20 protein-coding genes and 1 tRNA gene are annotated in these 23,706 nt (G+C 66.0%); 2 read left to right on the top strand and 19 right to left on the bottom strand.

The genetic code is table 11. The features are described from left to right. The first annotated feature begins 29 nt into the window (after nt 1-29). Both ACVCL9_RS08360 and ACVCL9_RS08365 read left to right on the top strand, forming a co-directional pair. Nucleotides 30-437: a hypothetical protein gene (locus tag ACVCL9_RS08360; RefSeq protein ID WP_447098450.1), complete on the top strand. Its 408-nt coding sequence runs from the start codon at nt 30-32 to the stop codon at nt 435-437. Next, a complete protein-coding gene (locus ACVCL9_RS08365) occupies nt 407-871 on the top strand; it encodes a transposase (protein WP_447098449.1) in 465 nt (154 codons plus the stop codon). The genes ACVCL9_RS08360 and ACVCL9_RS08365 overlap by 31 nt, the downstream gene beginning before the upstream one ends. Here the strand turns inward: ACVCL9_RS08365 and ACVCL9_RS08370 are convergent. The 19 genes from ACVCL9_RS08370 to ACVCL9_RS08460 form a co-directional block, all read right to left on the bottom strand. Continuing rightward, a complete protein-coding gene (locus ACVCL9_RS08370) occupies nt 752-2,011 on the bottom strand; it encodes a 5-methylcytosine restriction system specificity protein McrC (protein WP_447098448.1) in 1,260 nt (419 codons plus the stop codon). The genes ACVCL9_RS08365 and ACVCL9_RS08370 overlap by 120 nt on opposite strands. Further along, complete coding sequence (locus tag ACVCL9_RS08375; protein ID WP_447098447.1) at nt 2,004-3,545, bottom strand: McrB family protein; 1,542 nt, start codon at nt 3,543-3,545, stop codon at nt 2,004-2,006. Before ACVCL9_RS08375 ends, ACVCL9_RS08370 begins: the two co-directional genes overlap by 8 nt. Then, on the bottom strand, nt 3,545-4,711 hold the full coding sequence (locus ACVCL9_RS08380; RefSeq protein ID WP_447098446.1) for a DNA cytosine methyltransferase: 1,167 nt from the start codon (nt 4,709-4,711) through the stop codon (nt 3,545-3,547). The genes ACVCL9_RS08375 and ACVCL9_RS08380 overlap by 1 nt, the downstream gene beginning before the upstream one ends. A 574-nt stretch (nt 4,712-5,285) precedes the next feature. After that, a tRNA-Ser gene (locus tag ACVCL9_RS08385) sits at nt 5,286-5,378 on the bottom strand. 75 nt (nt 5,379-5,453) lie between these two features. Beyond that, nucleotides 5,454-5,657 (bottom strand): carbon storage regulator CsrA, encoded by a 204-nt coding sequence (csrA, locus tag ACVCL9_RS08390; protein WP_395119577.1) that lies wholly within the window; start codon nt 5,655-5,657, stop codon nt 5,454-5,456. Nucleotides 5,658-5,912: 255 nt separating this feature from the next. Beyond that, nucleotides 5,913-8,540: an alanine--tRNA ligase gene (gene alaS / locus ACVCL9_RS08395; protein ID WP_447098445.1), complete on the bottom strand. Its 2,628-nt coding sequence runs from the start codon at nt 8,538-8,540 to the stop codon at nt 5,913-5,915. A 79-nt stretch (nt 8,541-8,619) separates the two neighbouring features. Next, nucleotides 8,620-9,117, bottom strand: a complete 498-nt coding sequence (locus ACVCL9_RS08400) for a regulatory protein RecX (RefSeq protein ID WP_447098444.1) — start codon at nt 9,115-9,117, stop codon at nt 8,620-8,622. A 235-nt stretch (nt 9,118-9,352) separates the two neighbouring features. Beyond that, nucleotides 9,353-10,390, bottom strand: a complete 1,038-nt coding sequence (gene recA, locus ACVCL9_RS08405) for a recombinase RecA (protein WP_395119580.1) — start codon at nt 10,388-10,390, stop codon at nt 9,353-9,355. Nucleotides 10,391-10,547: 157 nt separating this feature from the next. Beyond that, the gene (locus ACVCL9_RS08410; protein ID WP_395119581.1) at nt 10,548-11,057 is read right to left on the bottom strand and encodes a CinA family protein; all 510 of its coding nucleotides are present in this window, start codon (nt 11,055-11,057) and stop codon (nt 10,548-10,550) included. Between the two features lie 108 nt (nt 11,058-11,165). After that, a complete protein-coding gene (locus ACVCL9_RS08415; RefSeq protein ID WP_395119582.1) occupies nt 11,166-11,402 on the bottom strand; it encodes a hypothetical protein in 237 nt (78 codons plus the stop codon). 277 nt (nt 11,403-11,679) lie between these two features. Continuing rightward, complete coding sequence (locus ACVCL9_RS08420; protein ID WP_447098443.1) at nt 11,680-12,849, bottom strand: glycosyltransferase family 4 protein; 1,170 nt, start codon at nt 12,847-12,849, stop codon at nt 11,680-11,682. Nucleotides 12,850-12,867: 18 nt separating this feature from the next. Beyond that, nucleotides 12,868-13,983 carry a hypothetical protein gene (locus ACVCL9_RS08425; RefSeq protein ID WP_447098442.1) on the bottom strand — a complete coding sequence of 372 codons (1,116 nt, stop codon included), beginning with the start codon at nt 13,981-13,983 and terminating at the stop codon, nt 12,868-12,870. Beyond that, a complete protein-coding gene (locus ACVCL9_RS08430) occupies nt 13,980-14,759 on the bottom strand; it encodes a class I SAM-dependent methyltransferase (RefSeq protein WP_447098441.1) in 780 nt (259 codons plus the stop codon). Before ACVCL9_RS08430 ends, ACVCL9_RS08425 begins: the two co-directional genes overlap by 4 nt. Then, nucleotides 14,692-15,597 carry a hypothetical protein gene (locus ACVCL9_RS08435; RefSeq protein ID WP_447098440.1) on the bottom strand — a complete coding sequence of 302 codons (906 nt, stop codon included), beginning with the start codon at nt 15,595-15,597 and terminating at the stop codon, nt 14,692-14,694. The genes ACVCL9_RS08430 and ACVCL9_RS08435 overlap by 68 nt, the downstream gene beginning before the upstream one ends. 22 nt (nt 15,598-15,619) lie before the next feature. Beyond that, nucleotides 15,620-17,659, bottom strand: coding sequence for an asparagine synthase (glutamine-hydrolyzing) (gene asnB / locus ACVCL9_RS08440; RefSeq protein ID WP_447098439.1), 2,040 nt, complete (start codon nt 17,657-17,659; stop codon nt 15,620-15,622). Then, a complete protein-coding gene (locus ACVCL9_RS08445; RefSeq protein ID WP_447098438.1) occupies nt 17,647-18,786 on the bottom strand; it encodes a glycosyltransferase family 4 protein in 1,140 nt (379 codons plus the stop codon). Before ACVCL9_RS08445 ends, asnB begins: the two co-directional genes overlap by 13 nt. Further along, the gene (locus ACVCL9_RS08450; protein WP_447098437.1) at nt 18,783-20,024 is read right to left on the bottom strand and encodes an O-antigen ligase family protein; all 1,242 of its coding nucleotides are present in this window, start codon (nt 20,022-20,024) and stop codon (nt 18,783-18,785) included. Before ACVCL9_RS08450 ends, ACVCL9_RS08445 begins: the two co-directional genes overlap by 4 nt. Beyond that, nucleotides 20,021-22,324: a glycosyltransferase gene (locus tag ACVCL9_RS08455; protein WP_447098436.1), complete on the bottom strand. Its 2,304-nt coding sequence runs from the start codon at nt 22,322-22,324 to the stop codon at nt 20,021-20,023. The genes ACVCL9_RS08450 and ACVCL9_RS08455 overlap by 4 nt, the downstream gene beginning before the upstream one ends. Beyond that, entirely contained in the window at nt 22,321-23,679 is a 1,359-nt protein-coding gene (locus ACVCL9_RS08460) for a lipopolysaccharide biosynthesis protein (protein ID WP_447098435.1), read from the bottom strand. The genes ACVCL9_RS08455 and ACVCL9_RS08460 overlap by 4 nt, the downstream gene beginning before the upstream one ends. Nucleotides 23,680-23,706 lie beyond the last annotated feature (27 nt).

The following is a 23,706-nucleotide window of genomic DNA, read 5'->3' on the forward strand; positions in this document are numbered from 1 at the left end:
CTGGGCCTGCCGAGCGGCGAGGAGCAGCCATGAGTGCGCTGCCGGCGTTATCGGCCTTGGTTGGCGTTGTGCGGGCGTGTACCAGCTTGGGCCTGTCACGGGCGACGCTACACCGACAGCGCAGGCCCAAGGTGCGGACGGCGGTCACCCGCACGCCACCGCTGAAGCTCGATGCCGCCGAGCAGGCGGCTGTGCTCGGCGAACTGATGAGCCCGCGCTTTGTCGACCGCGCACCCCAACAGATCTACGCCGTCTTGCTCGATGAGGGGCGTTACCTGTGTTCGGTGCGCACCATGTACCGCTTGCTGGCCGCGCAGAAGGCGGTGCGTGAGCGGCGCGAGCAACGTGTGCATCCGGTGTACGCCCGTCCCGAGCTGCTGGCCGAGGCGCAGAACCAGTTGTGGTCGTGGACATCACCAAACTCAAGACGACGGTGAAATGGACGTATGTCTATCTCTACGTCGTGCTCGATGTGTACAGCCGCTACGTCGTCGGCTGGCTGCTGAGTACGCGTGAGTCCGCCGCGCTGGCGCGCGAACTGGTGGAGCAGACGGCGTTGCGCGAGGCGGTCCCCAAGGACCAACTCACGCTGCATGCTGATCGCGGTGCGCCGATGCGCTCCAAGACGCTGGCCGGGCTGCTCGTCGATCTGGGCATCGAGGCCAGCTTTTCCCGACCCCAGCAAAGCAACGACAACCCTTACAGCGAGAGCCTGTTCAAGACCACCAAATATGCCCCCTTCTGTCCGTTCTTAGTCGAAATCTCTGCTTCCGACCAGCATGCGAATTACATTTTCAGCGAAGCGATCGGACTCAGCGTCTGGGTCAACCACCGCCAGATCGTATCGAATGGAAAAGAACTTCTTGCCTGATGCGGTTTCACCAACATACCTAGACGTATCCTCTTCTACTGCGGGACAGACGAAACCGCCGACGCTTACCCCCATGGCATCCATGAAAGAAAGTACCTCATAGCGGTCCTGTTCCTTGGGGGAAGGTTTGTATTTAACGTCCAACAATGCAACCACCGAACCGTCTCGCCAGATAATGATGTCCGGGTGGACAGAGTACTGCCCTGCGTCTGTAAAAAGTGGTCTTGGGGTTCGGTTGCCATCTTGGACCTCATAACCTAGTGGCCGAAGCCGGTCCGCTAACTCTCTCCGGAGAAACGCCTCGAACACGGCTGACACATCGACTATCAAGGAATCCAGTCGAACAAAACCGTCAAATGCAATATCGGGCAGTGAGTTTTGAAGAATAAGTAGCGATGCCCAAAGGGGGTCGCGATAATGTGGCAACCGAGGTGATAACGCACGGATGCGCTGGGAAAGCCGAGTGACCAAATCACTCTGCATCCCATCCCAAACCGCGACAGGCCAGAGGTCGTGAAGAATAGCCTTTGCTTCCGCGATTATGGGGTTCCGGCGATCATTTCGCTGAAACCAATCTGTCGTCTGCGTAAGTGCGCTTTTTAGAGCGATGTTCTCGATGATCGACGGTGAAAGTATGCTTAGATCGAATTCGTGCCGATACCGGACTCCTTTCGATGCGTGGCGTCGGATTGTGTCCGACGCCAATAGCCTGCCGCGCCAAGGCGACGGATTTAGCGGCCGAATATACTCCTTCATGAAACCGCGTTTGGCTATGAGCTTCGCGCCATCAACCAGTGATCGGCCGAAGACCCTTTCGACGTTAGCGACCGTGGTGAATCTCGGCAAATACCCACGTGAAAAACTAGAGATCGCGGTCGGGATAACCCCGGATCTCACAAGCATATAAGACAGGTTTGAAATTGTCGCTCTTGGCTTGACGCGAACGGAAAGATCAGCGGTGAGAGGAATAGTTCCAACGTATTTCGTCGTACGAAGCGTAATCTGTCCGCCCTTCAATGTTGCGGATAGATAGCCCCTTGTCGTTATGCGCTCGTCGAGTCGCAACTCTCCGTCCTTAAGGAGTGCACTGACACGGATCGAAAGGTCTCCGAACTCTTCGCACTCAATTATCTCAAGCATCGTCGGCTGCACCTTCGATTCGCCGGATCAGGGCACCGAAGCTTGCGGCCAAATTGTCAATTGCACCGTCGTTGAGCTCAATAGCCTGCCCGGCAGTCGGCTTCATTCTGTATCGCCACACCAGCTTCAAGTGCTCAAGGTTCTTCACGTCGGCAAAGAACGAATGCCCGATGCCGAAGGGCACCATGCGCTGTACAGTCTCAAACCACTGACCAATTTCCGTGATTTGGGCGGGAGTAAAACCAGCCGAGCTCTCTAAAAGCTCCTCAGCAACCTCGCGCGAAGGCGCAACTTCGATGTGGTCGAAACGACGCACGAACGCGGCATCGACTTGCGTAACGCTTCGATCGTATGGATTCATCGTCCCCAAGAAAATGAGATTGTCGGGGACCGAACTAAGTCTGCCGGAAAAAGGTAGCGTAAACTGTTCGCCCCGATATGTCCTCTCAATGTAAGTTAGGAGTTCGCCGAATACGCGCGCTGGATCTCCGCGGTTTATTTCGTCAACGATGATAACCGCTAAACCATTATTTGCTTTAAGCTCCTCCGCGCGTTTACAGGCGAGCAGGAAAGTCTTGTCAACGATCTGAAAGCCAGACGTCGACGACTGATCTGGCCGATAACCCTCTACAAAGTCTTCGTAGCCGTAGGACGGATGAAACTGAACCTTAAAAATATCAGTGTCAACATTCTGAACCAAGTGTTTAGCAACGCGCTTTGCGTAGTAGGACTTTCCGGTGCCAGGAACCCCGGTAAAAATAATGCCAGATGTACCTAGCGAAAGGAGCTGTTGAACCTGCACCAAAATCGGATCATCTAGGTGCATCGCTGCAGGCGATGGTGTCGCGGCCGGAATAGACGACGCTGACGTTACATCATCGACAAGAGCTGATTTGATTGCCGCCTCGTAGTCCTGCGGGTGCTGCGCATCTTCAAAGAGCTTAGACTGCTCTTCGGGATGAAAGACGAAGAGGCTCTCGAAATCGACGTCCCGCATGGGGAAGGTCTCTCGAAAGCGCTGCTCAAGAGCTCTCGCGTCATCGGTATCGTCGAAATTGTCGTCCCGGAACATCAGGACCGCGAGATCCAAGACAGGAGCCCGGTGAATCTCTTGGCCCTTGCTTAGAACCTTCTCGCGGAAGATGGCTGCAAAATTCTCGGAGAGCATCCAACTCTCCCCATCTGGCGAGTCAACTCGTTGCGCCGCCCCCCACTTACCCGCAAACGTATTCTTGCGGATGGTCGCGGAATTACTGTGGGGGAAACCCGCCTCTGCTCGACGCAATGTCACCGGGTTGAAATATGGCTTCGCCTCGTTGCCATCGTTCAAACGAAAATACTTATCCCAGAACTCAAACTCATGCGGCGTTTCGTTCATAAGCACCGCCTGACCCGGTGCAACACCAGCGCCTCTCTGGATGAGAGCCAGCATCGGAAACAGATGAGTTGCTCCCTGGGACTTGGCAACGTTCCGCCAATCCCCGATGTTGTTCAACGCAAGTGCAACACGATCAGCCCGAATTTTCTTCGACATCAGGCTACACGCCTAGCATTAGCAGACTCGAACTCCATAAGCGACTTCAAAATCTCATCCCCAATCGCACGCGCTAGGAGCGGCGGAACCGCATTTCCGATCTGTCGTGGAAAGCTTGCCCCCATGAACTGATAACGATCGGGGAAGCTCATGAAGCGCGCTGCCTCGCGATGGGAGATCGCCCGGTCCTCGAATGGGTGAAGAAATGGACCAGACGCGACATTTCTATAGTTGCAGGTAATGGTGTAAGCCGGTCTGGCTGGATCCAAGCGAAAGTACAGGGTGGTGCAATCCTTGCGCAGCGCGCCGGTGGAGATCGTCCGCATCTTCTTGAAGCGTTCTGGCAGCACTTTGACAGGGGCTGAACGAAGGCCGTGGCCCTGAGATATATGCCTTGCCAACGCCTGTGCCTGCTTCGATAACGGACGCCCCACGTGAGTCGTGATTTTCTTCGGAGCACCTGTCCGGCAGTAAGCCTGATACGGATTTTTCGGACGACAGACGTACGCACGAGCTTGATTCTCGTAATCATTGCCTATTAACGGCAAATCGCCAATTGCTTCGTCAACTGTCACATAGGGTTTCAAGCCTAATTTGGAATCCGAATGGGTGGGTTTAGGGAAGGAAAGACGAAGGTGGTCGAACCGTGTTCCGATGAACAGGATTCGGCGCCGCATTTGTGGAACTCCATAGTCGGCTGCAAGAACCTGGCTGAAGTCGGTGCGGTAGCCGATTTCCGCGAATGCGCCTTCGATTTGACGCCTGAACTCACCCTTCCCATAAGTGAGCATACCCTTGACATTCTCCATCAAGAACATCTTTGGCCGGACTTCGTCAACTAGTCGAACGAAGTGCTTAAAGAGAAAGTTTCTGGGATCGTCTTGCAGCCGCTTTCCGTGCGTACTGAAGCCTTGGCAACTAGGACCGCCTGCCAAGAGGTCTATGTCCGAAGTTCCCGCAAGGGCGATGAGCTGCTCACCCGTGACATACTCTACGTTCCCTTCAATCACAGGAACGCCAGGATGGTTGTAGCGGTAGGTCGCCGCCGCGTGCCTGTCGAAGTCCACTCCCACCACAGGCCGAAATCCTGCCTGACGTAAGCCTTCACTGAGACCGCCAGCGCCGCAAAAAAGGTCGATAACGACGGGGCCTGAGCCGCTTAGCATGATTACTCCATATTTGTTAGTGGTCGAACACACGCTACCCCATGATGCACTGGGTAAATATTCGCACAATGGGCCGCCGGAAACAATGAACCGCGCCGGCTCTTCCGCGTGAACTGACCCTTGGGGTTCGTTTCTAGCCCAAGTGCAATGCCACCTTCAGTAGCGTGCGCACGACATAGCCCAACACGAGTGCCTGTCGGCAAATACGAAAGCAGGAAGCATCCAGGACGACCCCGTTCTTTGCGTGCGTGATTGCATTGTCCGGATCCGGGTCTCACGCAACGCGACTGACAAGCGTCATGTTCGGCCCGCTGTTCTTTTGTGAGTCGAGACCCGTAGTTACCGCGTGACAATTCAGTTCCGCCTCTGGCGGGTAGACTGTAAGTCGTACAACTAAAAAGGTGCGCACCGCTTGGTGCGCACCTCTTCGTTTATAGCTGTATCCAGTGTAGACAGCTCAACCAAGCCCAACACGTCAGAACCAGAAACAACAACGGCTGGCATACCCAATGGCATACCAGCCGTCTTGTCTTGCGCGCAAGTTGCTTTAAATCAACAGCTTACGTTACTTCATTGGCGGAGAGAGAGGGATTCGAACCCTCGATCAGGCTTTTGACCCGATACTCCCTTAGCAGGGGAGCCCCTTCGGCCACTCGGGCATCTCTCCGGGGTTTTGCCGCATGACTGCGGAGCCGGCAAGGATACTGATCGGCGCGGCCCAGGTAAAGTCTTGAAACGGTGGTCAGTGGTCGCCGCTGTCGTCCGGAGCGCTGCCGGCGTCGTGTTCACCGCGGATTCGCTGGTAGATTTCCTCGCGATGGACGGCCACGGTTTTCGGCGCGTTGATGCCGATGCGTACCTGATTGCCTTTCACGCCAAGAACGGTGACGGTCACCTCGTCGCCGATCATCAGGGTCTCACCGACCCGGCGGGTCAGAATCAACATGATTGCTACTCCATAAAATGCTGCTGGTCACAGGCTTGCGGATTGACCCTGCCTCACCCCTGAGCGTGAGTCCATCCGCGGCTCGACGTTTTTGATCCGTCGAAGGCCCTACCGCCTTCCCGGCTCACAGCCAAAACACTCCTTAAGCGTCCTGACTGGCGGCTTTGCGCCTTTTGGCGAAAAACCGACCTCCGCGGATACTAACTGAGCACGATTCCCCGGTGCAATCGGCGCTGCAGCAGTCGTTAAGCCGAATCAACGCGAGGAAACCCAGTCGGCAAGACCCGCCAGGATCGCCGGCAAGTCGGCGCTGTCGGAACCGCCGCCCTGGGCCATGTCGGGTCGACCGCCGCCCTTGCCACCGATCTTCGCCGCGACATGGGCGACCACGTCACCGGCCTTGATCCGGCCCAGCGCCTTGCCGTGTACACCGGCGATCAGCGCGACCTTGCCGTCGGCAGCCCCGGCCAGCAGCACCACGCAATCGCCGAGCTGCTGCTTGAGCTGGTCGACGCTGTCGCGCAGCGACTTTGCGTCGAACCCTTCCAGGCGCGCAGCGACCACCTTGATGCCGTCGACGTCTGCAGCCGAGGCAGTCAGGTCGGCAGTGGCGGAACCGGCGGCCTTGCTGCGCAGCGAATCCAGTTCGCGCTCGAGTTTCTTCTGGCGATCGAACAACTGGCGCAGTTTTTCCACGGCGTCGTCGCCGCTGCTGGAGAGCAGACGGGAGAGATCGGCGAGGCGGCGCTCCTCCTCGGCGACATGCGCGAGCGCACCGTCGCCGGTGACCGCCTCGATGCGACGCACGCCGGAGGCGACGCCGGATTCGCCGACGATCTTGAACAGGCCGATGTCGCCGGTGCGGTTGACGTGCGTGCCGCCGCAGAGTTCGGTGGAAAAGTCGCCCATCTTCAGCACGCGCACTTCATCGCCGTACTTTTCGCCGAAGAGTGCCATGGCACCAGTGGCGATCGCCTCGTCGTAACCCATGCGGTGCACCTCGGCGGCCGCGTTGCGGCGCACCTCGGCGTTGACCATCGACTCGACGCGAGCCAATTCCCCATGGCTTACTGGCTTGGGGTGCGAGAAATCGAAACGCAGGCGCTCCGGCGCCACCAGCGAGCCCTTCTGGGTGACGTGGGTGCCGAGCACCTCGCGCAGCGCCGCATGCAGCAGATGCGTGGCCGAGTGGTTGAGCACGATCGCCTGGCGGCGCGCGGGATCCACCTGGGCGTCGAGCAGGTCGCCGCTGCGCAGCGGTTGCGTGCCGTGCCAGTGGCCGGCGTGGCCGAAGAACACGCCGCCCATCTTCAAGGTGTCGTCGACCGCGAAACGGCCGGACGTGCCGAACAACGTGCCGGTGTCGCCGACCTGGCCGCCGGATTCGGCGTAGAACGGCGTGCGATCCAGTATCAGCAATCCTTCCTCGCCCTCGCCCAACCGGTCGACATGGCGACCGCCGCGCACGATGCCAAGCACCTTGCCGCCGCGGTCTTCCAAGGCCTCGTAGCCGAGGAACACGGTAGGCGGCAGTTGGCTGGCCAGCTCGGCCGGCATCTGTCCCCTCGCCTCGAACTTGCCGGCGGCGCGGGCGCGTTCGCGCTGCTCGTTCATGGCCTGCTCGAAGCCGGCCATGTCGACGTCGAGGCCGCGCTCGCGTGCGATGTCGGCGGTGAGGTCGACCGGGAAACCGTACGTGTCGTAGAGGCGGAACGCCTCGGCGCCCGGGATGGTCTTGCCGGACTTCGCCGCGGCCTCGTCGAACAGCCGCATGCCGTGTTCCAGCGTTTCGCCGAAACGCTGCTCCTCGGTGCGCAACGCATCCTCGACGATGGCCTGCTTCTCTTTCAGCTCCGGATAGGCCTCGCCCATCTCCTCCACCAGCGGCGCCACCATCTTCCAGAAGAAGTCGCCGCGCACGCCGAGCATCCAGCCGTGCCGCAGCGCGCGGCGGATGATCCGGCGCAGCACGTAGCCGCGCCCCTCGTTGGAGGGCAGCACGCCGTCGACGATCAGGAAGGAACAGGCGCGGATGTGGTCGGCAATCACGCGCAGCGACTTGTTGGCCAAGTCGGGCGTGCCGGTGAGTTCGCCGGCGACGCGGATCAGGTGCGCGAACAGGTCGATCTCGTAATTGGAATGCACGTGCTGCAGGATCGCGGCAAGCCGCTCCAGGCCCATGCCGGTATCCACGCACGGCGCCGGCAGCGGGCTCAGCGTACCGTCGGGGGCGCGGTCGAACTGCATGAACACCAGGTTCCAGATTTCGATGTAGCGGTCGCCGTCCTCATCCGGCGAACCGGGCGGACCACCGGCGATGTGCGCGCCGTGGTCGTAGAAGATCTCGGTGCACGGGCCGCACGGGCCGGTGTCGGCCATCTGCCAGAAATTGTCGGAGGCAAACGGCGCGCCCTTGTTGTCACCGATGCGGATGATGCGCTCGACCGGCACGCCGATCTCGTCGCGCCAGATCGCGAAAGCCTCGTCGTCGGTGTGGTAGACGGTGACGGTGAGCCGCTCCGGCGGCAGCTTGAACACCTGGGTCAGCAGCTCCCACGCCCAGCCGATCGCCTCATGCTTGAAGTAGTCGCCGAACGACCAGTTGCCGAGCATCTCGAAGAACGTGTGGTGGCGCGCGGTGTAGCCGACCTGGTCCAGATCGTTGTGCTTGCCGCCGGCGCGCAGGCAGCGCTGCACGTCGGCCGCACGCACGTAGCCGGGTTTCTCGCTGCCGAGGAACACATTCTTGAACTGCACCATGCCGGAGTTGGTGAACATCAAGGTCGGGTCGCTGGCCGGCACCAGTGAACTGGACGGCACGATGGCGTGGCCCCGGGCGCGGAAGAAGTCGAGGAAGGCGGAACGGATTTCGGAGGTTTTCATGCGGATCGCGGTGGCTGGCGGCAGGGGGTCACACCGGCTTGGCGCCAATCGCTCCGCCACCGCCGGGTGGCGATGGATGTCAGGGAAGATCGTCGGCGTCGTCCACTTCGGCGTGGGTAACACGTCGTACTGTGGCGGCGGCAAAGCCGCGGCGCAAGAGGAACTGTGCCCGGCGGGCGCGTTCGGCGGGGTCATTCGTGCCCGCGCCACCGTAGCGCCGGCGCAGTTGGGCGGCGGCCGAGGCGTCCCAGTCGACCTCCGCCGCGTCCAGCAACTCGCGGATGCGAGCGTCGGCCAGGCCGTGGCTTTTCAGCTCCTGGCGCAGGCGCATGGGTCCGTAGCCCTGGGCAATCCGGCTGCGCAGCAGCACTTCGGCGAAGCGGTCGTCGTCCTGGTAGTGCTGCTCGCCCAAACGATCCAGCGCCGCAGCGGTTTCCTCGCTCTCGTAGCCGCCCTGGCGCAGCTTGGTCTTCAGTTCCTTGCGCGAATGCTCGCGGCGGGCGAGCAAGCCCAGCGCCTTCTCGTAGGCGCTGCGTTGGGGTTTGGTCGGGTTGCCCGCGCCAGGACGCTTGTTCATGTCATGGCCATGCAACCGCATACCGGGTACGGGCAAATTCCCCCCGCCGTTCTGCCTGGGCGTGGCGTGGCGAAGTCGAAGGGCGACCCTTCGACTCCGATCCTGCGGATCCACGCCCGGGCGGACCGGCCGGGAAGACATGCATCGTCGCGCCGAGATACGGCACCTGGCCAAAACGCGCATGGCCCGGGCGAGCCGGGCCATGCGCATGCAACGGAACGTCAACCATCACGGCTCACGCTTCCTCGAGCGCCTCTTCGGGACCGGCCGCGGCTGCCTTGCCCACCGGCACCAACAGGCGTTCGCGCAGCTGCTTGTCGATCTCGTTGGCGATCGCCGGATTGTCGCGCAGGAACTGGCGCACGTTCTCCTTGCCCTGGCCGATGCGGTCGCCGTTGTAGCTGTACCAGGCGCCGGACTTGTCGATCAGGTTCTGCGCCACGCCCAGCTCGATGATCTCGCCTTCGCGCGAGGTGCCCTCGCCGTACAGGATTTCGAATTCGCACTGGCGGAACGGCGGCGCCACCTTGTTCTTGACCACCTTGACGCGGGTTTCCGAGCCGATGATCTCGTCGCCCTTCTTCACCGCGCCGATGCGGCGGATGTCCAGGCGCACCGAGGCGTAGAACTTCAGCGCGTTGCCGCCGGTGGTGGTCTCGGGGCTGCCGAACATCACGCCGATCTTCATGCGGATCTGGTTGATGAAGATCACCAGGCAGCCGGACTTCTTGATGTTGGCGGTGAGCTTGCGCAGCGCCTGGCTCATCAGGCGCGCGTGCAGGCCGACGTGGGAGTCGCCCATTTCGCCCTCGATTTCCGCCTTCGGGGTGAGCGCGGCGACCGAGTCGACCACCACCATGTCCACCGCGCCCGAGCGCACCAGCATGTCGGCGATTTCCAGCGCCTGCTCGCCGGTGTCGGGCTGCGACACAAGCAGGTCGTCGACCTTGACGCCGAGCTTTTCCGCGTAGGTCGGATCGAGCGCGTGCTCGGCATCGATGAACGCGGCAGTGCCGCCGGCGCGCTGGCAGCTGGCGATGGCCTGCAGGGTCATGGTGGTCTTGCCGGAGGACTCCGGGCCGTAGATCTCGACCACGCGGCCGCGCGGCAGGCCGCCGACGCCCAACGCGATGTCCAGGCCCAGCGAACCGGTGGAAACCGTCTCGATCGCCTCGTTGACGCGGTCACCCATCCGCATCACGGCACCCTTGCCGAACTGCTTCTCGATCTGGCCGAGGGCGGAGGTGAGCGCCTTGCGCTTGTTGTCATCCATCGTTGGTATTCCGGTTGGGCGGTGAGTGGGAGGCATGATGCCCGGATCGAATCTCACGGGTTGCGATCATGCGGGCTCGGCCGCGCGCGGCAACGGGCCATGATCGGAACGTGCAGTATCCCACACTCGTCAAGCCGGTCCGGCAGCGCGCGGCGCCTCATTCCGTCAGGGTTTTCCGCAAGCCTTCGAGCGCCGCCGCCACGGTTTGCCGGCGCACGGCCTCGCGATCGCCGGAAAAATGGAACATCCGCGCATGGGCGTAACCGCCGCGGCGTTTCCAGCCGATCCAGACCGTACCGACGGGTTTGCCCGGCATGCCGCCGGTCGGACCGGCGATGCCGGTCACCGCTACCGCCACGCCGGCACCGAAGCGCGCCAGCGCGCCGGCCACCATCTCCAGCACGGTCTCTTCGCTGACCGCGCCGGCATGCTCCAGCGTGCGCGGGTTGACCCCGAGCAGGGCCTCCTTGGCCTCGTAGCTGTAGGTGACCACGCCGGCGTCGAACCAGGCCGAACTGCCCGGCAGGTCGGTCAGCGTCTTGGCGATCCAGCCGCCGCTGCAGGATTCGGCCGTGACCAGCATCAAGCGGCAGCGCTGCACTTCCACGGCCACCTCACCGGCCAGCGCCAGCAGTTCGGCATCGGTGGGAACGGACGGCATATCCATACGGGGCTCCGGGGATGGGGCGTGGTCGTCGCCACGCGCGAACGGCACCGTTCTACCCGTTCCGCGCGACCACGCCAAGACGGCGAGTCGGACGTCGGCGCAAGCCATTCAGCGTGTCGAGGAGTCCACCGACTCGGGCCGCGACCGGGACGGCGGCTTTCCGGCATCCCGGGGGCGGACTGCCGGAATCTCGCCGCCCGCGTCGGCGCCGTGTCGGCCAAGCAGGGTTTCCATCTGCAGTTGCAGGTTTTTCAGCGCCACCGTGTGACGGTGAAGCGCGGCCATGATGGCCCACAGCAGCACGCCGTTGACAATGAGCAGGATGCCAAGACTGGTGAGGGTCATCGGTATGGTTCCCGGTTGCAGCAATCGCGGACGCGTGGCGTCGCTTGTGGACATGGAATGGTCGCTCACCCGTCCGGTGGCGCGACGGATGGCCGGCTCGGCAGAGCCTGCAGGGGATTCAAGCACATTCCAGGCCATGACCACCGTGCGCGCGTGCACGTCTCCCCTGATGACGGTCACCCTGCCGGTTGCGCAAGCGCACCGCGCCGCGAAATCCGACGCGCGCAGCGGGTCATCTGCGCGCAGCCGATACCCCGCGCGGGGATCAGGCGAGCCGTCAGTCGACGGCGGCGGCGTGCGCCATGCGGTCGGGCTGCAGCAGTTCGCGGTATACCGCCAGCGTGCGTTCGATGACGAGGCGTTCGTCGAAATTCGCCAGTACCTTGGCCCGCGCGGCGGCGCCCAGGCGGGCGGCCAGTTCGGGCGCATCGACCAGGCGGGCGATGGCGCGCGCCAACGCGGCGGCGTCATGCGGCGGAATCAGCAGGCCATCGACCTCGTTCGTCACTACCTCGCGACAGCCCGGCATGTCGGTGGTGATCAACGGTCGCGCGCAGGCGGCGGCCTCGATCAGCGATTTCGGCAGGCCTTCGCGGTAGTATGTGGGCAGCGCCACGATGTCCACCGAACGGAACAGCTCGCTGGTGTCGTCCACGTGCCCCAGCCACTCGATCACGCCTTCCTCCACCCACTGTTGCAGCGTGGCTTCCGGCACCGCCGCCGGATTGCCCCGATCGGGCATGCCGGCGAGCAGGAAGCGGATGCGGCGGCCGGCCCCGCGCAGCAGGCGCGCCGCCTCGACGTATTCGGCCACCCCCTTGTCCCACAGCAGTCGCGCGGCCAGCAAAACGCACGGTTGCGGCCTGCGCGGACCGTCTGCGTTCGCGCGCGGACTGAACCGCGTGCAGTCCACACCCGAGCCCGGGATCAGGTCGATGCGATCGGCACCGATCAGGCCGGATTGCCGAAACATCATCTCGTCGTCCGGATTCTGCAGGATCAGCCGCGTGCGCCGCCCGCGCATGGCCAGACGCAGCGCCGCGCGCACCATCGGCCGCAGGCAGCGCGCCTTGCGGTCGTTGCTGGCGAACACGTAGCCCAGCCCGGCCACCGCATTCACCCGCGCCGGCACGCCGGCGAGCTGCGCGGCAAGCGAGCCGTACACCGCGCACTTGATCGTGAAGCCATGCATCAGCGCCGGGCGCTCGCGCCGGAACAGCCGCACCAGGCTCGCCAGCAGTTGCAGTTCGCGGGCGGGATTCAGGCTGCGCCGATCCATCCCTGCCAGCGGCTGCCAGCGCAGGCCAAGGCCGCGCAGCCGCTCGCCGTACGCGCCGGACGGCGACACCAGCAGCACCTCGTAGCCGCTGGACTGCGCGGCCAGCGCCAGTGAGCGGCGGAAGTTGTAGAGGTACCAGTCGGTGTTGGCGAAAAAGACGATCTTCACGGTGGGTATCGAGCCTCCTCAGTGTGCCTGCCTTTGCGCCTGCGGGTCGGCAGCGCTCGCCGTGCAGGACGCGCGCATCGCATGGATGGCGGCGGTGTACTGCGGAAAGTCGGCGGTGACCGGCGCGCCGCCATAGGGGCCGTCGGCCTGCCACGCGCTGCCGTAGCCGTAGATCCACACGTAGTCTTCCGCCGCGCTGTAGGCGGACCGCAGGTGCTCGGCGAATGCCTGCGGCGTATCGCGGGCGGACTTGTCGGTGTAGGAATGCCCCAGCGGCCACAGTCCGGGAGCCACGCTGAGGCCGCTGCGACTGGCCTGTTCGGTGCCCATGAAGACGTCGTAGTTGCGCTGCGTCTGGCGTACCGGCGTGGCCATGTCCGAGCCGTCGTAGGTGACTTCGGTCGCAATCACCACATGCGCCCAGTTCGCCGACAGCAACCCGTGCAGGAACGGGATGGCCAGCGCATAGCCGCCATGCCAGAAATGACGCGAGGGGCCCGGATCGGTGCCGAACTTCGAGACCAGTTCGTCGAGCGGCGTGCGCGGATAGTTCTGGTGAAGCGCGTCCTTGATGACGACCAGGGTCATCTGCGGATAGGCCGCCCGCATGGCCTCGGCGATCGCGCTTGCCTCGGCCTGCACGGTGGCGGACAGCTCGCCGCTGTCGACCCAGGTCGGCTCGTACGGCTCCAGGTCGATCGCGATGCCCTTGAGCCCTGCATGCCGCGCCAGCGCCGCGGCGTGCGAGAAGTTCCGCACCACCTGTTTCAACCCATCCGGGTCGTGCCAGTCGATCGGCTTGTACAGCGCCACCTTGATGAAGTTGTCGGTCACGCCGTGGCGGGCATAGACGGACTGGAACAGGCCCAGTTGCCGCCACAACTTGCTGTCCGTGCGGGTGCCGACATCGTCCTGCCAGGAGGCCATGACGCGGTTGGCGAAGAATCCCTGCACGCCGACCGTGTCGCCCCAATAGGCAGCCTGCCCGTCGGTCGCCTGGGTGTGGAAATTGGTGCCGTCGAACATCAGCAGTTTCGGGCAGCCTGCGCTGACGGGCCTGGCTGCGAACAGCAGCAGCGCGACCGCGCCGAGCAACGCCCGCGTTGCGCGCGGCGACGCATGCACCGCCCTCATGGCGCGGAACCCGCTGCGTCGGCTGCGCCGAACACGCCGGCCCGGTCGCGCCGGGAGCGCAACAGGAACACCATCTCCTGCGACAAGGCGGGCGCGATCCATATTTGCCGGAGCACCTCGAAATCCGCTGACAGCTCGGCATGCGCCTGCCCGACGCTGCAGAAGCACAGCGGGTCCCGCCCGCCGCCGAACACCGCCGCGCGCAGCTCACGCCGTTTCTTGTGGAAACCGGTTTCGATCCCGTACGAGACGATGGTGCAAGGCGCGATCCGGGCGAACTCGCGCAGCATCCGCCGGCGCAGACCCGAAGGCACGCGGTGCATCAGCCGCAGGCACACCACCACGTCGAACGACCCTTCGCGGAAACGCGCCAGGTCGGTCGCGTCCTCCACCTGGAAGCGCACGTCGGTGCAGCCGGCGCGGGCGTATTCGGCCTCGGCCAGTTTCAGCATGCTGGCGGAGATGTCCGAGGCCACCACGCGGGTGCCCCGCGCGGCGAAGATGCCGGCGAGCTTGCCGGTGCCGGCCGGAAGGTCCAGCGCGGTGCGGTGCGGCACCTGGTCGAGCAGGGTTTCGATGGCGCGCCGCTCGCGTCGCGCGACCAGCCGCGAGGGAAGATTGCGCCATCCCTTCGGCGACATGAACATCTGGTGGTAACGCCGCGCCGTATCGTCGTTCTGATAGAAGCCGCGGGTATCGCGCTCATAGTCAAAATTCATGGTTTGCGGCCCAGTGGTTGAGTTGCATGAAATAGCCGGCCAGATACGGTCGGCCAATGACCCGCCTGGCGCCCGCCATGTTGCGCAGCGCCTTCTGTGCAAAATGTCGACGCATGGCGATCGTCTCGCGCAGGAAATAAGTGAGCAGGGTGCCGTCGAGCAGGAAGCCGGCGGCATCCTCGTAGGCGGCGAGCAGGTCCTCCACGTCGAACCCCTGCCACAGCGTGACGCCGCCGCCCTGACCCCAGTTGATCATCAGCAGGGAGATCACGAACCGCGCCACGTCGTCCTCCGGCATGCCGAGGTAGACGTGCTGCGGGTCGAAGAACAACCAGTCCTCGCGCTCCTCGTCGTAGCGGAAATTGCGCACTTCGAAACCGCCGATGAAGAGCGTGCGCTCGCGTTCGCCGATGCGCCGTGCGACCTCCGCGTCGGGCACCAGGTAGCCGTCGTGCAGGTAGTCCTTGGCCGGGTAGCCGGCCGGATTCGAGCGCGCGCGATGCAATTGCGCCAGCACCACCATCGCCTTGCGCAAGGCTTGCGCTCGATGCCGCGGGCCGAAGGCACCGTGCTTTTGCTGCAGCATCGGGCGCAGGTCCGGCCCGGAGAGTCGCGGATAGACCACGCATGCATGGTCGAGCCGCAACGGCGTGCAGACGTGTTCGCTCAGCTCGCGCAGCAGCAGCGCATCGGCGTACTCGCGGCCGGCCTTTTCCATGCACGTCGGGTCCAGCCAGTCGCGCAGCGGGTCGTCGCTGCGGCGGAATATCTTGTAGAAGCGGTCCGCCGACGAGGCCACCCAGGATTCCTTGCGTGGCGTGAAGGCAAGCTCGGCGAGCCACCCCGCGGAGCCGGTCGGCGGCACCCGTTCGCACGCTGCGTTCTGTCCGTTCATGTCGTCAGCTCGCCATGCCACGTCAAAAGCCCGCCGGCGCGTGCGAGCCGCACGCGTTCGCGACCGCATCGCGCGGGTGCGCGTCCGGCTGCCGGGTTTCCCGCAGCCAGGCCTGGAACATAAGCACGTCCCACAGCCGGCCGCCCTCGTGCACCCGCCCCGCCAGGTGGTCGACGAACATCGCGCGCACGTATTCGGGTTCGAAGTAACCCTCCTCGCGCAACCGTGCCGGTTCCAGCAGCGCTTCGGCCCACTCGCGCAGCGGCCCGCGCAGCCACTCGCCCATCGGCACGCCGAAGCCCTTCTTGGGGCGGTCAATCAGCGCGCGCGGCACGTGCCGGTACAGCACCTGGCGCAACAGCCACTTGCCCTCGCCGCCGCGCACTTTCTGCCGCATCGGCACGCGCCAGGCGAACTCGGCCACGCGGTGATCCAGCAGCGGCACGCGCGCCTCCAGGCTCACCGCCATGCTGGCGCGATCGACCTTGGTCAGCACGTCGCCCGGCAGGTAGCTGACCAGGTCGCTGTACATCATCCGCTCGAACACCTCCCGCACCTGCGGCCCCAGCTCGGGGTGGCTCAGCCCGGTCGGCGGCTCCTCGCCGTGCAGCACCACGCGGGCGGGATCGCGCAAATGCGACATCAGCAGGCGATAGCGCTGCTCCTGTGGCCCGGCGTCGAGCATGCTGGCGAGCACGCCGATCTTGGAGCGCGGCCGCTTCAGGCGGATGCGTGCCGGTACGCAGCGATTGGCGCCGGCGAGCAGCGACTCGTAGAAACCGGCGCGATGCGACAGCGAGCGCGCGAGCCGCCGCTGCAACCCCGCCGGTATCCAGTCCAGGCCGCGCTCGATCGCGCGCGCCTTGAAATAGCGCTCGTAACCGCCGAACAACTCATCGCCGCCGTCACCGGAGAGACTCACCGTCACCTGGCGCCGGGCCAGCCGCGACAGCAGGTAGGTCGGTATCTGCGAGGAATCGGAGAACGGCTCGTCGAACATCGACGGCAACTTCGGCACCACGTCCAGCGCGTCGCGCGCGGTCACGTACAACTCGTGGTGCTCGGTGCCAAGGTGTTCGGCCACGGCGCGGGCGTAACCCGCTTCGTCGTAGCCCTTCTCGTGGAAGCCGATGGAGAAGGTCTGCACCGGCCGCATCGACTGCGCCTGCATCAGCGCCACCACCAGCGAGGAATCCACGCCGCCGGAGAGGAACGCGCCCAGCGGCACGTCGGCCTCCATGCGCAGGCCGACCGCGTCGAGCAGGAGTTTCTCCAGCTCGTCGGTGGCCGCGGCGTCGGACAGGTGCAGGCGATCGGCCACGCCGGCCTGCGCGACCTCGCGGGCCGACCAGTAGACTTGCGCCCGCGTGGCGAGCGTCGACGCGTCGACGCGCGAGGCGGCCATCCCCTGGTCCACGCTCAGCCAGGTGCCCGGCAGCAGCTTGCGGATGCCCCGGTAGATGGCGTGCGGTGCGCCGATGTAGTTGTGCCGCAGCAGCAGGCACAGCGCGTCGCGGTCGACCGGGTTGGCGAACCGCGGGCAGCGCCGCAGCGCCTTCAGCTCGGAGCCGAACACGAACAGCGAACCCACCCAGCCGTAATAGAGCGGCTTGATGCCGAGCCGGTCGCGCACCAGGGCGAGCGTGCGCTCGCGGCGATCCCACAACGCGAAAGCGAACATGCCCACGAAGCGCCTGACTGCCGCTTCCAGCCCCCATTGCTCGATCGCCGCCAGCATCACCTCCGTGTCCGAGCGCCCGCGGAACGTCGCGCCGAGCGGCGTCAGCTCGCGGCGCAGGCGGTGATGGTTGTAGACCTCGCCGTTGAACACGATCACGTAGCGTCCACTGGCCGAAGTCATCGGCTGGTGGCCACCCGGTGTCGGGTCGATCACCGAAAGACGCCGATGGCCGAGCGCCACGCCTGCCGCGGCATCCTGGAAATGGCCGTCGTCGTCCGGGCCGCGATGGCTCAGCGCGTCGGTCATGCGCCGCACGATGGCGCCGCCGTCTTCGGCGGTGAAGGCGTGGGAGGCATCCCAGAAGCCGGCTATTCCGCACATGCTTGTCGCTCCTGCACGATGGACGAATACAGATCGGCGTAACGCCGCGTGCGCAGCCTGGCCGTGTAGTTGTCGACGATGCGCTGGCGCGCGCGCAGACCCAGTTGGTGCCGCTCGCGCGGCGGCAGCGCGGCCAGGCTGGCCCAGCCGGCGCAGAGCGCGGCGGAATCGCGCGCCGGCACCACCACACCGGTGTCGGCCACGATCAGCGGCACATCGCCCACGTCGGTGGCCACGCACGGCACGCCGCAGGCCATCGCCTCGGCCACCGCATTGGGGAAGGCCTCGCCGCGCGAGGCCAGGGTGGCGATGTCGAACGCCGCGTTGATCGCCGGGATGTCCTGGCGCCGGCCGAGCAGGCGCACATGGGTGCGCAATTGCAAGGCGTCGACCTGGCTGGCGAGTTCCGCATTCGCGGCGGTCGCGCCGTCGCCGACCAGCACGAACACGCTGTCGGGATGGCTTTCCCGGAACAGCTTCGCTGCGTGCAGGAAGTTGCCGTGATCCTTGGTCGGATGCACGCGCGCCACCATGCCGATCACCAGGCCATCGCCCGGCACCGCCAGCTCCTCGCGGATGCGCGCGCGCGCCGCCGGGTCCGGCACCAGCACGCCGGTGTCGTAACCGTTGGGAATCACCACCGTGCGCAAGCGGCTGAAGCCGTAGTCCTCGTGCTGCGAGGCGCTGAGCTGGGAGGCATACAGCACGCAGCTGGGCCGCGTCGAGAACACCGCGTTGAGGCGGATCACCACGCGCGTCAGCGGCTTGTCGGTGGCCAGGTCGGTCAGTGAATGGTGCACGCTCCACAGGTGCGGCACGGACTGCCCCCACAGCGCCAGCGAGGTGAGCAGGTGCGCGTGGTACATCCAGGCATGGACCAGGTCGGCCGACTCGTGCGCCAGCAATCGCCGCAGCCGCATCACGTCGCCGGGGCCGGCGCGGCCGGGCCGGATGCCCATGTGGTGCACCCGGGCAGATTCGGCCAGGCGCGCGCTCAGCGTCCCCTCGCCGCCCAGCACCACCACCGCATGCCGGTACGCCGGGGCGGGCAATGATTCGAGCAGGCGACACAGCGCGATCTCGGCGCCGCCGGCGTTCAACCCGGTGATGACGTGGCAGATCTTCACGCCGGCACCCCCACGCGGGGCGACGCCAACCACCGCGCCACCGCGAGCTCGCGTTTCTCCAGCGCCTGCCGCGCAAGCATGAAGCTGATGACGAGGATGATCGTCGGGCTTTCCAGCAGGTTGTGCGAGAAGAAGCTGGCGATCACCAGTTGCAACACCAGCACGCGCTGCAGCCCCGACGTGGCCCGCCACAACACGACCAGCAAGGCCAGGTAGAAAGCCAGCCCGAACACGCCGCCCTCGACCAGGAAACGCAGGTACATGTCGTGCGGCCCGACCGGGAACGCCCACTCGTAGACATAGCCGCTGCCATGCCCGAACAGCGGGCTTTGCGCCGCCTCGTGCAGCGAGAACCAGACCAGGTCCATGCGGGTGGCAGCCGAATCGCCCGACAGCGAGGAGCCGCCCACGCCCATGCGCGCCAGCGTGTTCGGATCGAGATAGCGGGCGAACGACGTGCCGGCCAGCAGTTCGCCCAGCTCGCCGCTGAACAGGGACAGCAGGATGCCGATGCCGGCCAGCGTGGACAGCGTCATCACGGCGAGCTTCCACTTTGCGCCGTGCGTGCGATCGTGCCGGCCCAGCCAGATCAGCGCCACGCCCCACATGATCCACGCCGACCGCGAGAACGTGACCAGCACGCCGACGCCGCACACCAGCACGAAAAGCCAGCGCAAGCGCGCCGGCACGCTGTCCATGCCGCACAACATCACCAGCGCGAGCGCATAGCCGGCCACGTTGGGGTTGATGTACAGCCCGGCCGCGCGCCCGGGCACGTTGGAGAACCGCGGATGGATGAAATCGAGCAGGTTCATGCCGGCGGCGAACAGGGCCAGCAGCAGGAACATCCCGCCCAGCATGTGCAACCGCCGTGGATGCACCATCAGCGTGGCGAATGCCATGCCGATCGCCACCATCTCGATCAGCGTGATCAGCGCCTGCAACGCCGTGTGGCTCTGCGAGGACTGCAGGAAGATCAGCACGCCATACACGATGTAGAGCAGCAGCCAGATGACGAAGCGACGCGTGCCGCCGTCGCGCAGGATGGCCAGCGACTGCGCCGCCGCGCCCTGGGCCACCGCATAGAAGGCGGCAAAGCCGATCACCGCCACGTAGGAATAGAGCGGCTTGAGGCCGCGCGTGGTGAACAGGAAATCGCTGGCGTCGCTGCCGAACCACAACACGAAGGCCGCCAACAGGAGGTCCACCGGCGTGCGCGGCAGGAAGCGGGCGTTCATGACGTCGCCCCGCCCAGCGTGCAGTGGCGACGATGCACCTCTTCCAGCACGCGCTCCGAATGGCCGACCAGCCGCGCAGTGCTGAACTGGTCGACGACGCGCGCGCGCGCAGCGTGCGCCGCCGCGAACGGATCGCGCGCCATCCGCTCGCGCATCCGCGCGATGCCGTCGCGCAGCGCCACCGGGTCGCCGGCCGGCACGACGATGCCGGTGTCCCCCACCAGATCTGCCGAATCGCCGACGTCGGTGACCACGCACGGCCGTCCGCACGCCATCGCCTCGGCGACCACGTTCGGAAAGCCTTCGCCGCGCGAGGAGGACGCCAGGATGTCGATCGCGCTGTAGGCCGCGGCCATGTCCTCGCACGGGCCGGCCCAGACCAGGCGCTCGGCCAGCCCCAGCTCGCGCGCCTGCGCCTGCAGCTGCTCGGCGTAACCCGCATCGCCGCCGCCGACACAGACGAAACGCCAGCGCGCATCGTGCGCCAGCCCCGCGATCGCCTGCAGGAAGGTCGGGTGGTCCTTCATCGGATCGAGCCGCCCGACCAGCCCCACCAGCAGCGCAGTGTCGGGCACCTCCCACGCGCGCCGCATCCGCGCGCGCGAGGCCGCGTCGAAGCGGAAGTGTCCGGTGTCGATGCCGTTGGCGATCACCACCAGCCGGTCGGCGGGATAACCCTGCGCGCCATGCAGCGTGGAGCCGGCGCGGGAGTTGAAGATGATCCGGTCCGCGCGGCGCGCCATGCGGCAACTCAGCGCAAAGGTGGCGCGCGACATCCAGTCGTAGCGCTGCCGGTCGATGAATGAGGAGCGCACGCCCCAGACCACGCGCGAACCCGGGCTGGCCAGCGGCGCGAACAGCGACAGCAGATTGCCGACGGTGAGGTAGCCGTGCACGATGTCCGGCCGGTACCCGCGCAAGGCGCGCGCCAGGCGCCACAGGAAACCGGCCACGTCCCAGCGCCCGCGCTTGTGCAGGTCGATGATCGGCACGCCGCCGCGCTCCAGCTCGTGCTGGAACGGGCCGCCGGCGTAGAAGCAGGCCACCGCCACCTCCCAGCCGTCGCGGCGCAGGCCGATCGCCAGCGTCGCCAGCTGCCGCTCGGCGCCGCCACGGCCGAGCGAACGGATCAGGAACAGCACGCGCGGCTTGCGCGCGTCGTCCGCGCCGTTCGACGGCACATTCGCGCGCACGCGCACCGCGCACTGCGCCGCCACGCGCGTCACCAGCGACTGCCAGCGGGCGAACACCGAGGCCAGCGAATGGGTGTGGCGCACCTCGATGGCGCGTGCGCCAAGGCGCCGCCGCAGCGCCTCGTCGTGCATCAGCGTGCCGAGCGCGGCGGCCAGCGCGGGCGCATCGGCCACCGGCACCAGCCAGCCGTTGCTGCCGTGCTCGATGATCTCGCGCGGACCGGTCTCGCAATCGGTGCTGACGCAGGCCAGGCCCAGCGACATCGCCTCCAGCAGCACATTGGGCATGCCCTCGAAGCGCGAGGAGAGCACGAAGATGTCGGCCTCGCGCATCGCGCCGGCGAGGTCGTCGTCGAACCCGGCCAGCTCCACGCTGGCGCCGAGGCCGAGCCGGTCGATCTGTTCGTTCAGCGCCGCACGCATCGAGCCTTCGCCGGTGATGCGCAGGCGCCAGTGCGGGTGCGTCGCGGCGAGCGTGGCCCAGGCGCCGATCAGGATGTCGAAACCCTTCTGCGCCTCCAGCCGGCCGGATGCCAGCACGATGCGCCCTGGCCCGCGCGGGGTCCGACGCACGCCCGCCAGCGGCAGCTCGCGTACCGGGTTGGGGATCACCTCGACCGGACGTTGCAGGCGCGCCTCCAGGTCGTCGGCGCCGCGACGCGTCTGCGCCACCACGGCGGCGGCGCGACGGCAGAGCACGCGGTACAGGAGCCGCCAGGGCGCCCGCGGCGGATGCGCCGCGACGAACACCCGCTCCGAAACGATCACCGGCACGCGCCAGCCGGTGACGGCAAGCACCACCATCAGGTTGGTGGTAGTGGTGAAGCTGACGATGACATCGGGCCGCGCCGCGCGCAGCGCATGGCGCAGCGCGCGCAGCCGCAGCACATTGCTGCGCAGCGCCACCAACGCATGCGGCGAGGGCGCCGCCACGTCCAGCCCCACCCGCTGCACCGCCGCGTGCAGCGGGTACTTGTCGCCATGGCTGCGCGCCAGCGTGATCAGGGTCACGGCCGCGCCGTCGGCTACCCACGCATTGGCCAGCGTGGCCATCACGCGCTCGGCGCCGCCGCCGCCCATCGTCGGAATGACCAGCGCCACCCTCATCGCGGCACCCCCTTTGCCGGTACGCCGAAGATCGACGGATCGATGCCCAGTCGCGCGCGCACCGCGCGCCACGCCAGGGCGCGCCAGACCAGCAGCGACGCCACCGCGCCGATGGCCGCGCCGGTCGCGCCGAGGCTGGGCACCAGCAGCCATGCCACCGCCGCATTGGCGGCCACGCCCACCAGCACCAGCATCGAGGCCCGCCGCTGGAACCTGGTCATCGACAACATGAAGCCGACCTCACCCAGCGACGTGGTGGCGCAGTAGCCGCACAGCAGGATCAGCAACGGCACATAGGCCGCGTCGAAGCCCGGGCCGAACAGCCCCAGCAACCAGTGCCCGGCGACGCCGAAGCCCAGGCTCACGGCGAGTGCGCCGGCGAAGGAGAAACGCGCGGCGCGGGTGGCCACCAGCTGCAGGCCGCCCATGTCGTGCGCGTCGTAGCGCTCGGCGATCATCGGCGCGAGCACCACGTTGGCCGCGCTCTGGGCGAACAGCGCAAAGCCGGCCATGCGCACCGCGGCGTAATACGGGCCGACGTCGCCAGGACCCATCAGCGCGCCCAGGATGAGCACGTCCAGACGGCTGCCGGAAACCACGATGATCGACAGCATCGACATCTGCGAGCCGACGACCAGCCAGCGGCGGATCTCGTACGCGGGCGCCGCCGCCCTGCCCTGCTCGGGCCAGCTGCGCTGCAGGTGCCGCGCCGAGCCGGCCAGCGCCAGCGCCGCGGCTGCCAGCGACGCCGCCGCCGCCCACGGCGCGTCGATCTCGCGCACGCTCAACACCAGCACGCCCAGCAACACGATCAGCAGCAGCGGACGCCCCAGCGTCTGGTACAGCCCGCTGACCACCGGTCGCTTGAACGCCCGGTGCAACGCCCCGCTCTGCTGCAGCTGGGTCAACACCGGCAGCATCGCGAAGCCGATGTAGAAGGTGTGCCGCCAGCTCGCACTCTGATTCGCGCCGAGCACGTGCACCACCACGCAGCCGCCCAGCGCGATGCAGCAGCTGGTGGCCAGCACGATCATGCCCACGCCCCGCCGCAGGCCGTGCACCTTGCCCCACGCGCCCTCGCGGATATAGGACGGCAGCAACCGGATCATGCTGATGTCCTGGCCAGCCTGCGCGATCACCGCCAGCACGCTGACCCAGCTGAACATCAGCGCGTAAACGCCGAACTCGTGCCGCCCGATGACCCGCGCCATCACCAGGTTGGCCAGAAAGCTCAGCCCGGTGCCGCCGACGGTGACGAGGAACGCACCCGAGGCGCCGCGCTTGAGCAGCTGCAAGCTGGACGCGTGCAGTGCCGGCAGCGAGCTGATCGTGCGGGCGGCGGCGGTGTCATTCATGGCTTCCACCGAGGCATCCCTGGACGC

Source organism: Rhodanobacter sp. UC4438_H5, from assembly GCF_052978405.1.

Bases quoted from the DNA above. Each gene is read 5' to 3' on its own strand.
- ACVCL9_RS08360 (WP_447098450.1), top strand. From the start codon at position 30: ATGAGTGCGCTGCCGGCGTTATCGGCCTTGGTTGGCGTTGTGCGGGCG.
- ACVCL9_RS08370 (WP_447098448.1), bottom strand. From the start codon at position 2,011: ATGCTTGAGATAATTGAGTGCGAAGAGTTCGGAGACCTTTCGATCCGT.
- ACVCL9_RS08375 (WP_447098447.1), bottom strand. From the start codon at position 3,545: ATGTCGAAGAAAATTCGGGCTGATCGTGTTGCACTTGCGTTGAACAAC.
- ACVCL9_RS08380 (WP_447098446.1), bottom strand. From the start codon at position 4,711: ATGCTAAGCGGCTCAGGCCCCGTCGTTATCGACCTTTTTTGCGGCGCT.
- csrA (WP_395119577.1), bottom strand. From the start codon at position 5,657: ATGTTGATTCTGACCCGCCGGGTCGGTGAGACCCTGATGATCGGCGAC.
- alaS (WP_447098445.1), bottom strand. From the start codon at position 8,540: ATGAAAACCTCCGAAATCCGTTCCGCCTTCCTCGACTTCTTCCGCGCC.
- ACVCL9_RS08400 (WP_447098444.1), bottom strand. From the start codon at position 9,117: ATGAACAAGCGTCCTGGCGCGGGCAACCCGACCAAACCCCAACGCAGC.
- recA (WP_395119580.1), bottom strand. From the start codon at position 10,390: ATGGATGACAACAAGCGCAAGGCGCTCACCTCCGCCCTCGGCCAGATC.
- ACVCL9_RS08410 (WP_395119581.1), bottom strand. From the start codon at position 11,057: ATGGATATGCCGTCCGTTCCCACCGATGCCGAACTGCTGGCGCTGGCC.
- ACVCL9_RS08415 (WP_395119582.1), bottom strand. From the start codon at position 11,402: ATGACCCTCACCAGTCTTGGCATCCTGCTCATTGTCAACGGCGTGCTG.
- ACVCL9_RS08425 (WP_447098442.1), bottom strand. From the start codon at position 13,983: ATGAGGGCGGTGCATGCGTCGCCGCGCGCAACGCGGGCGTTGCTCGGC.
- ACVCL9_RS08435 (WP_447098440.1), bottom strand. From the start codon at position 15,597: ATGAACGGACAGAACGCAGCGTGCGAACGGGTGCCGCCGACCGGCTCC.
- asnB (WP_447098439.1), bottom strand. From the start codon at position 17,659: ATGTGCGGAATAGCCGGCTTCTGGGATGCCTCCCACGCCTTCACCGCC.
- ACVCL9_RS08450 (WP_447098437.1), bottom strand. From the start codon at position 20,024: ATGAACGCCCGCTTCCTGCCGCGCACGCCGGTGGACCTCCTGTTGGCG.
- ACVCL9_RS08455 (WP_447098436.1), bottom strand. From the start codon at position 22,324: ATGAGGGTGGCGCTGGTCATTCCGACGATGGGCGGCGGCGGCGCCGAG.
- ACVCL9_RS08460 (WP_447098435.1), bottom strand. From the start codon at position 23,679: ATGAATGACACCGCCGCCGCCCGCACGATCAGCTCGCTGCCGGCACTG.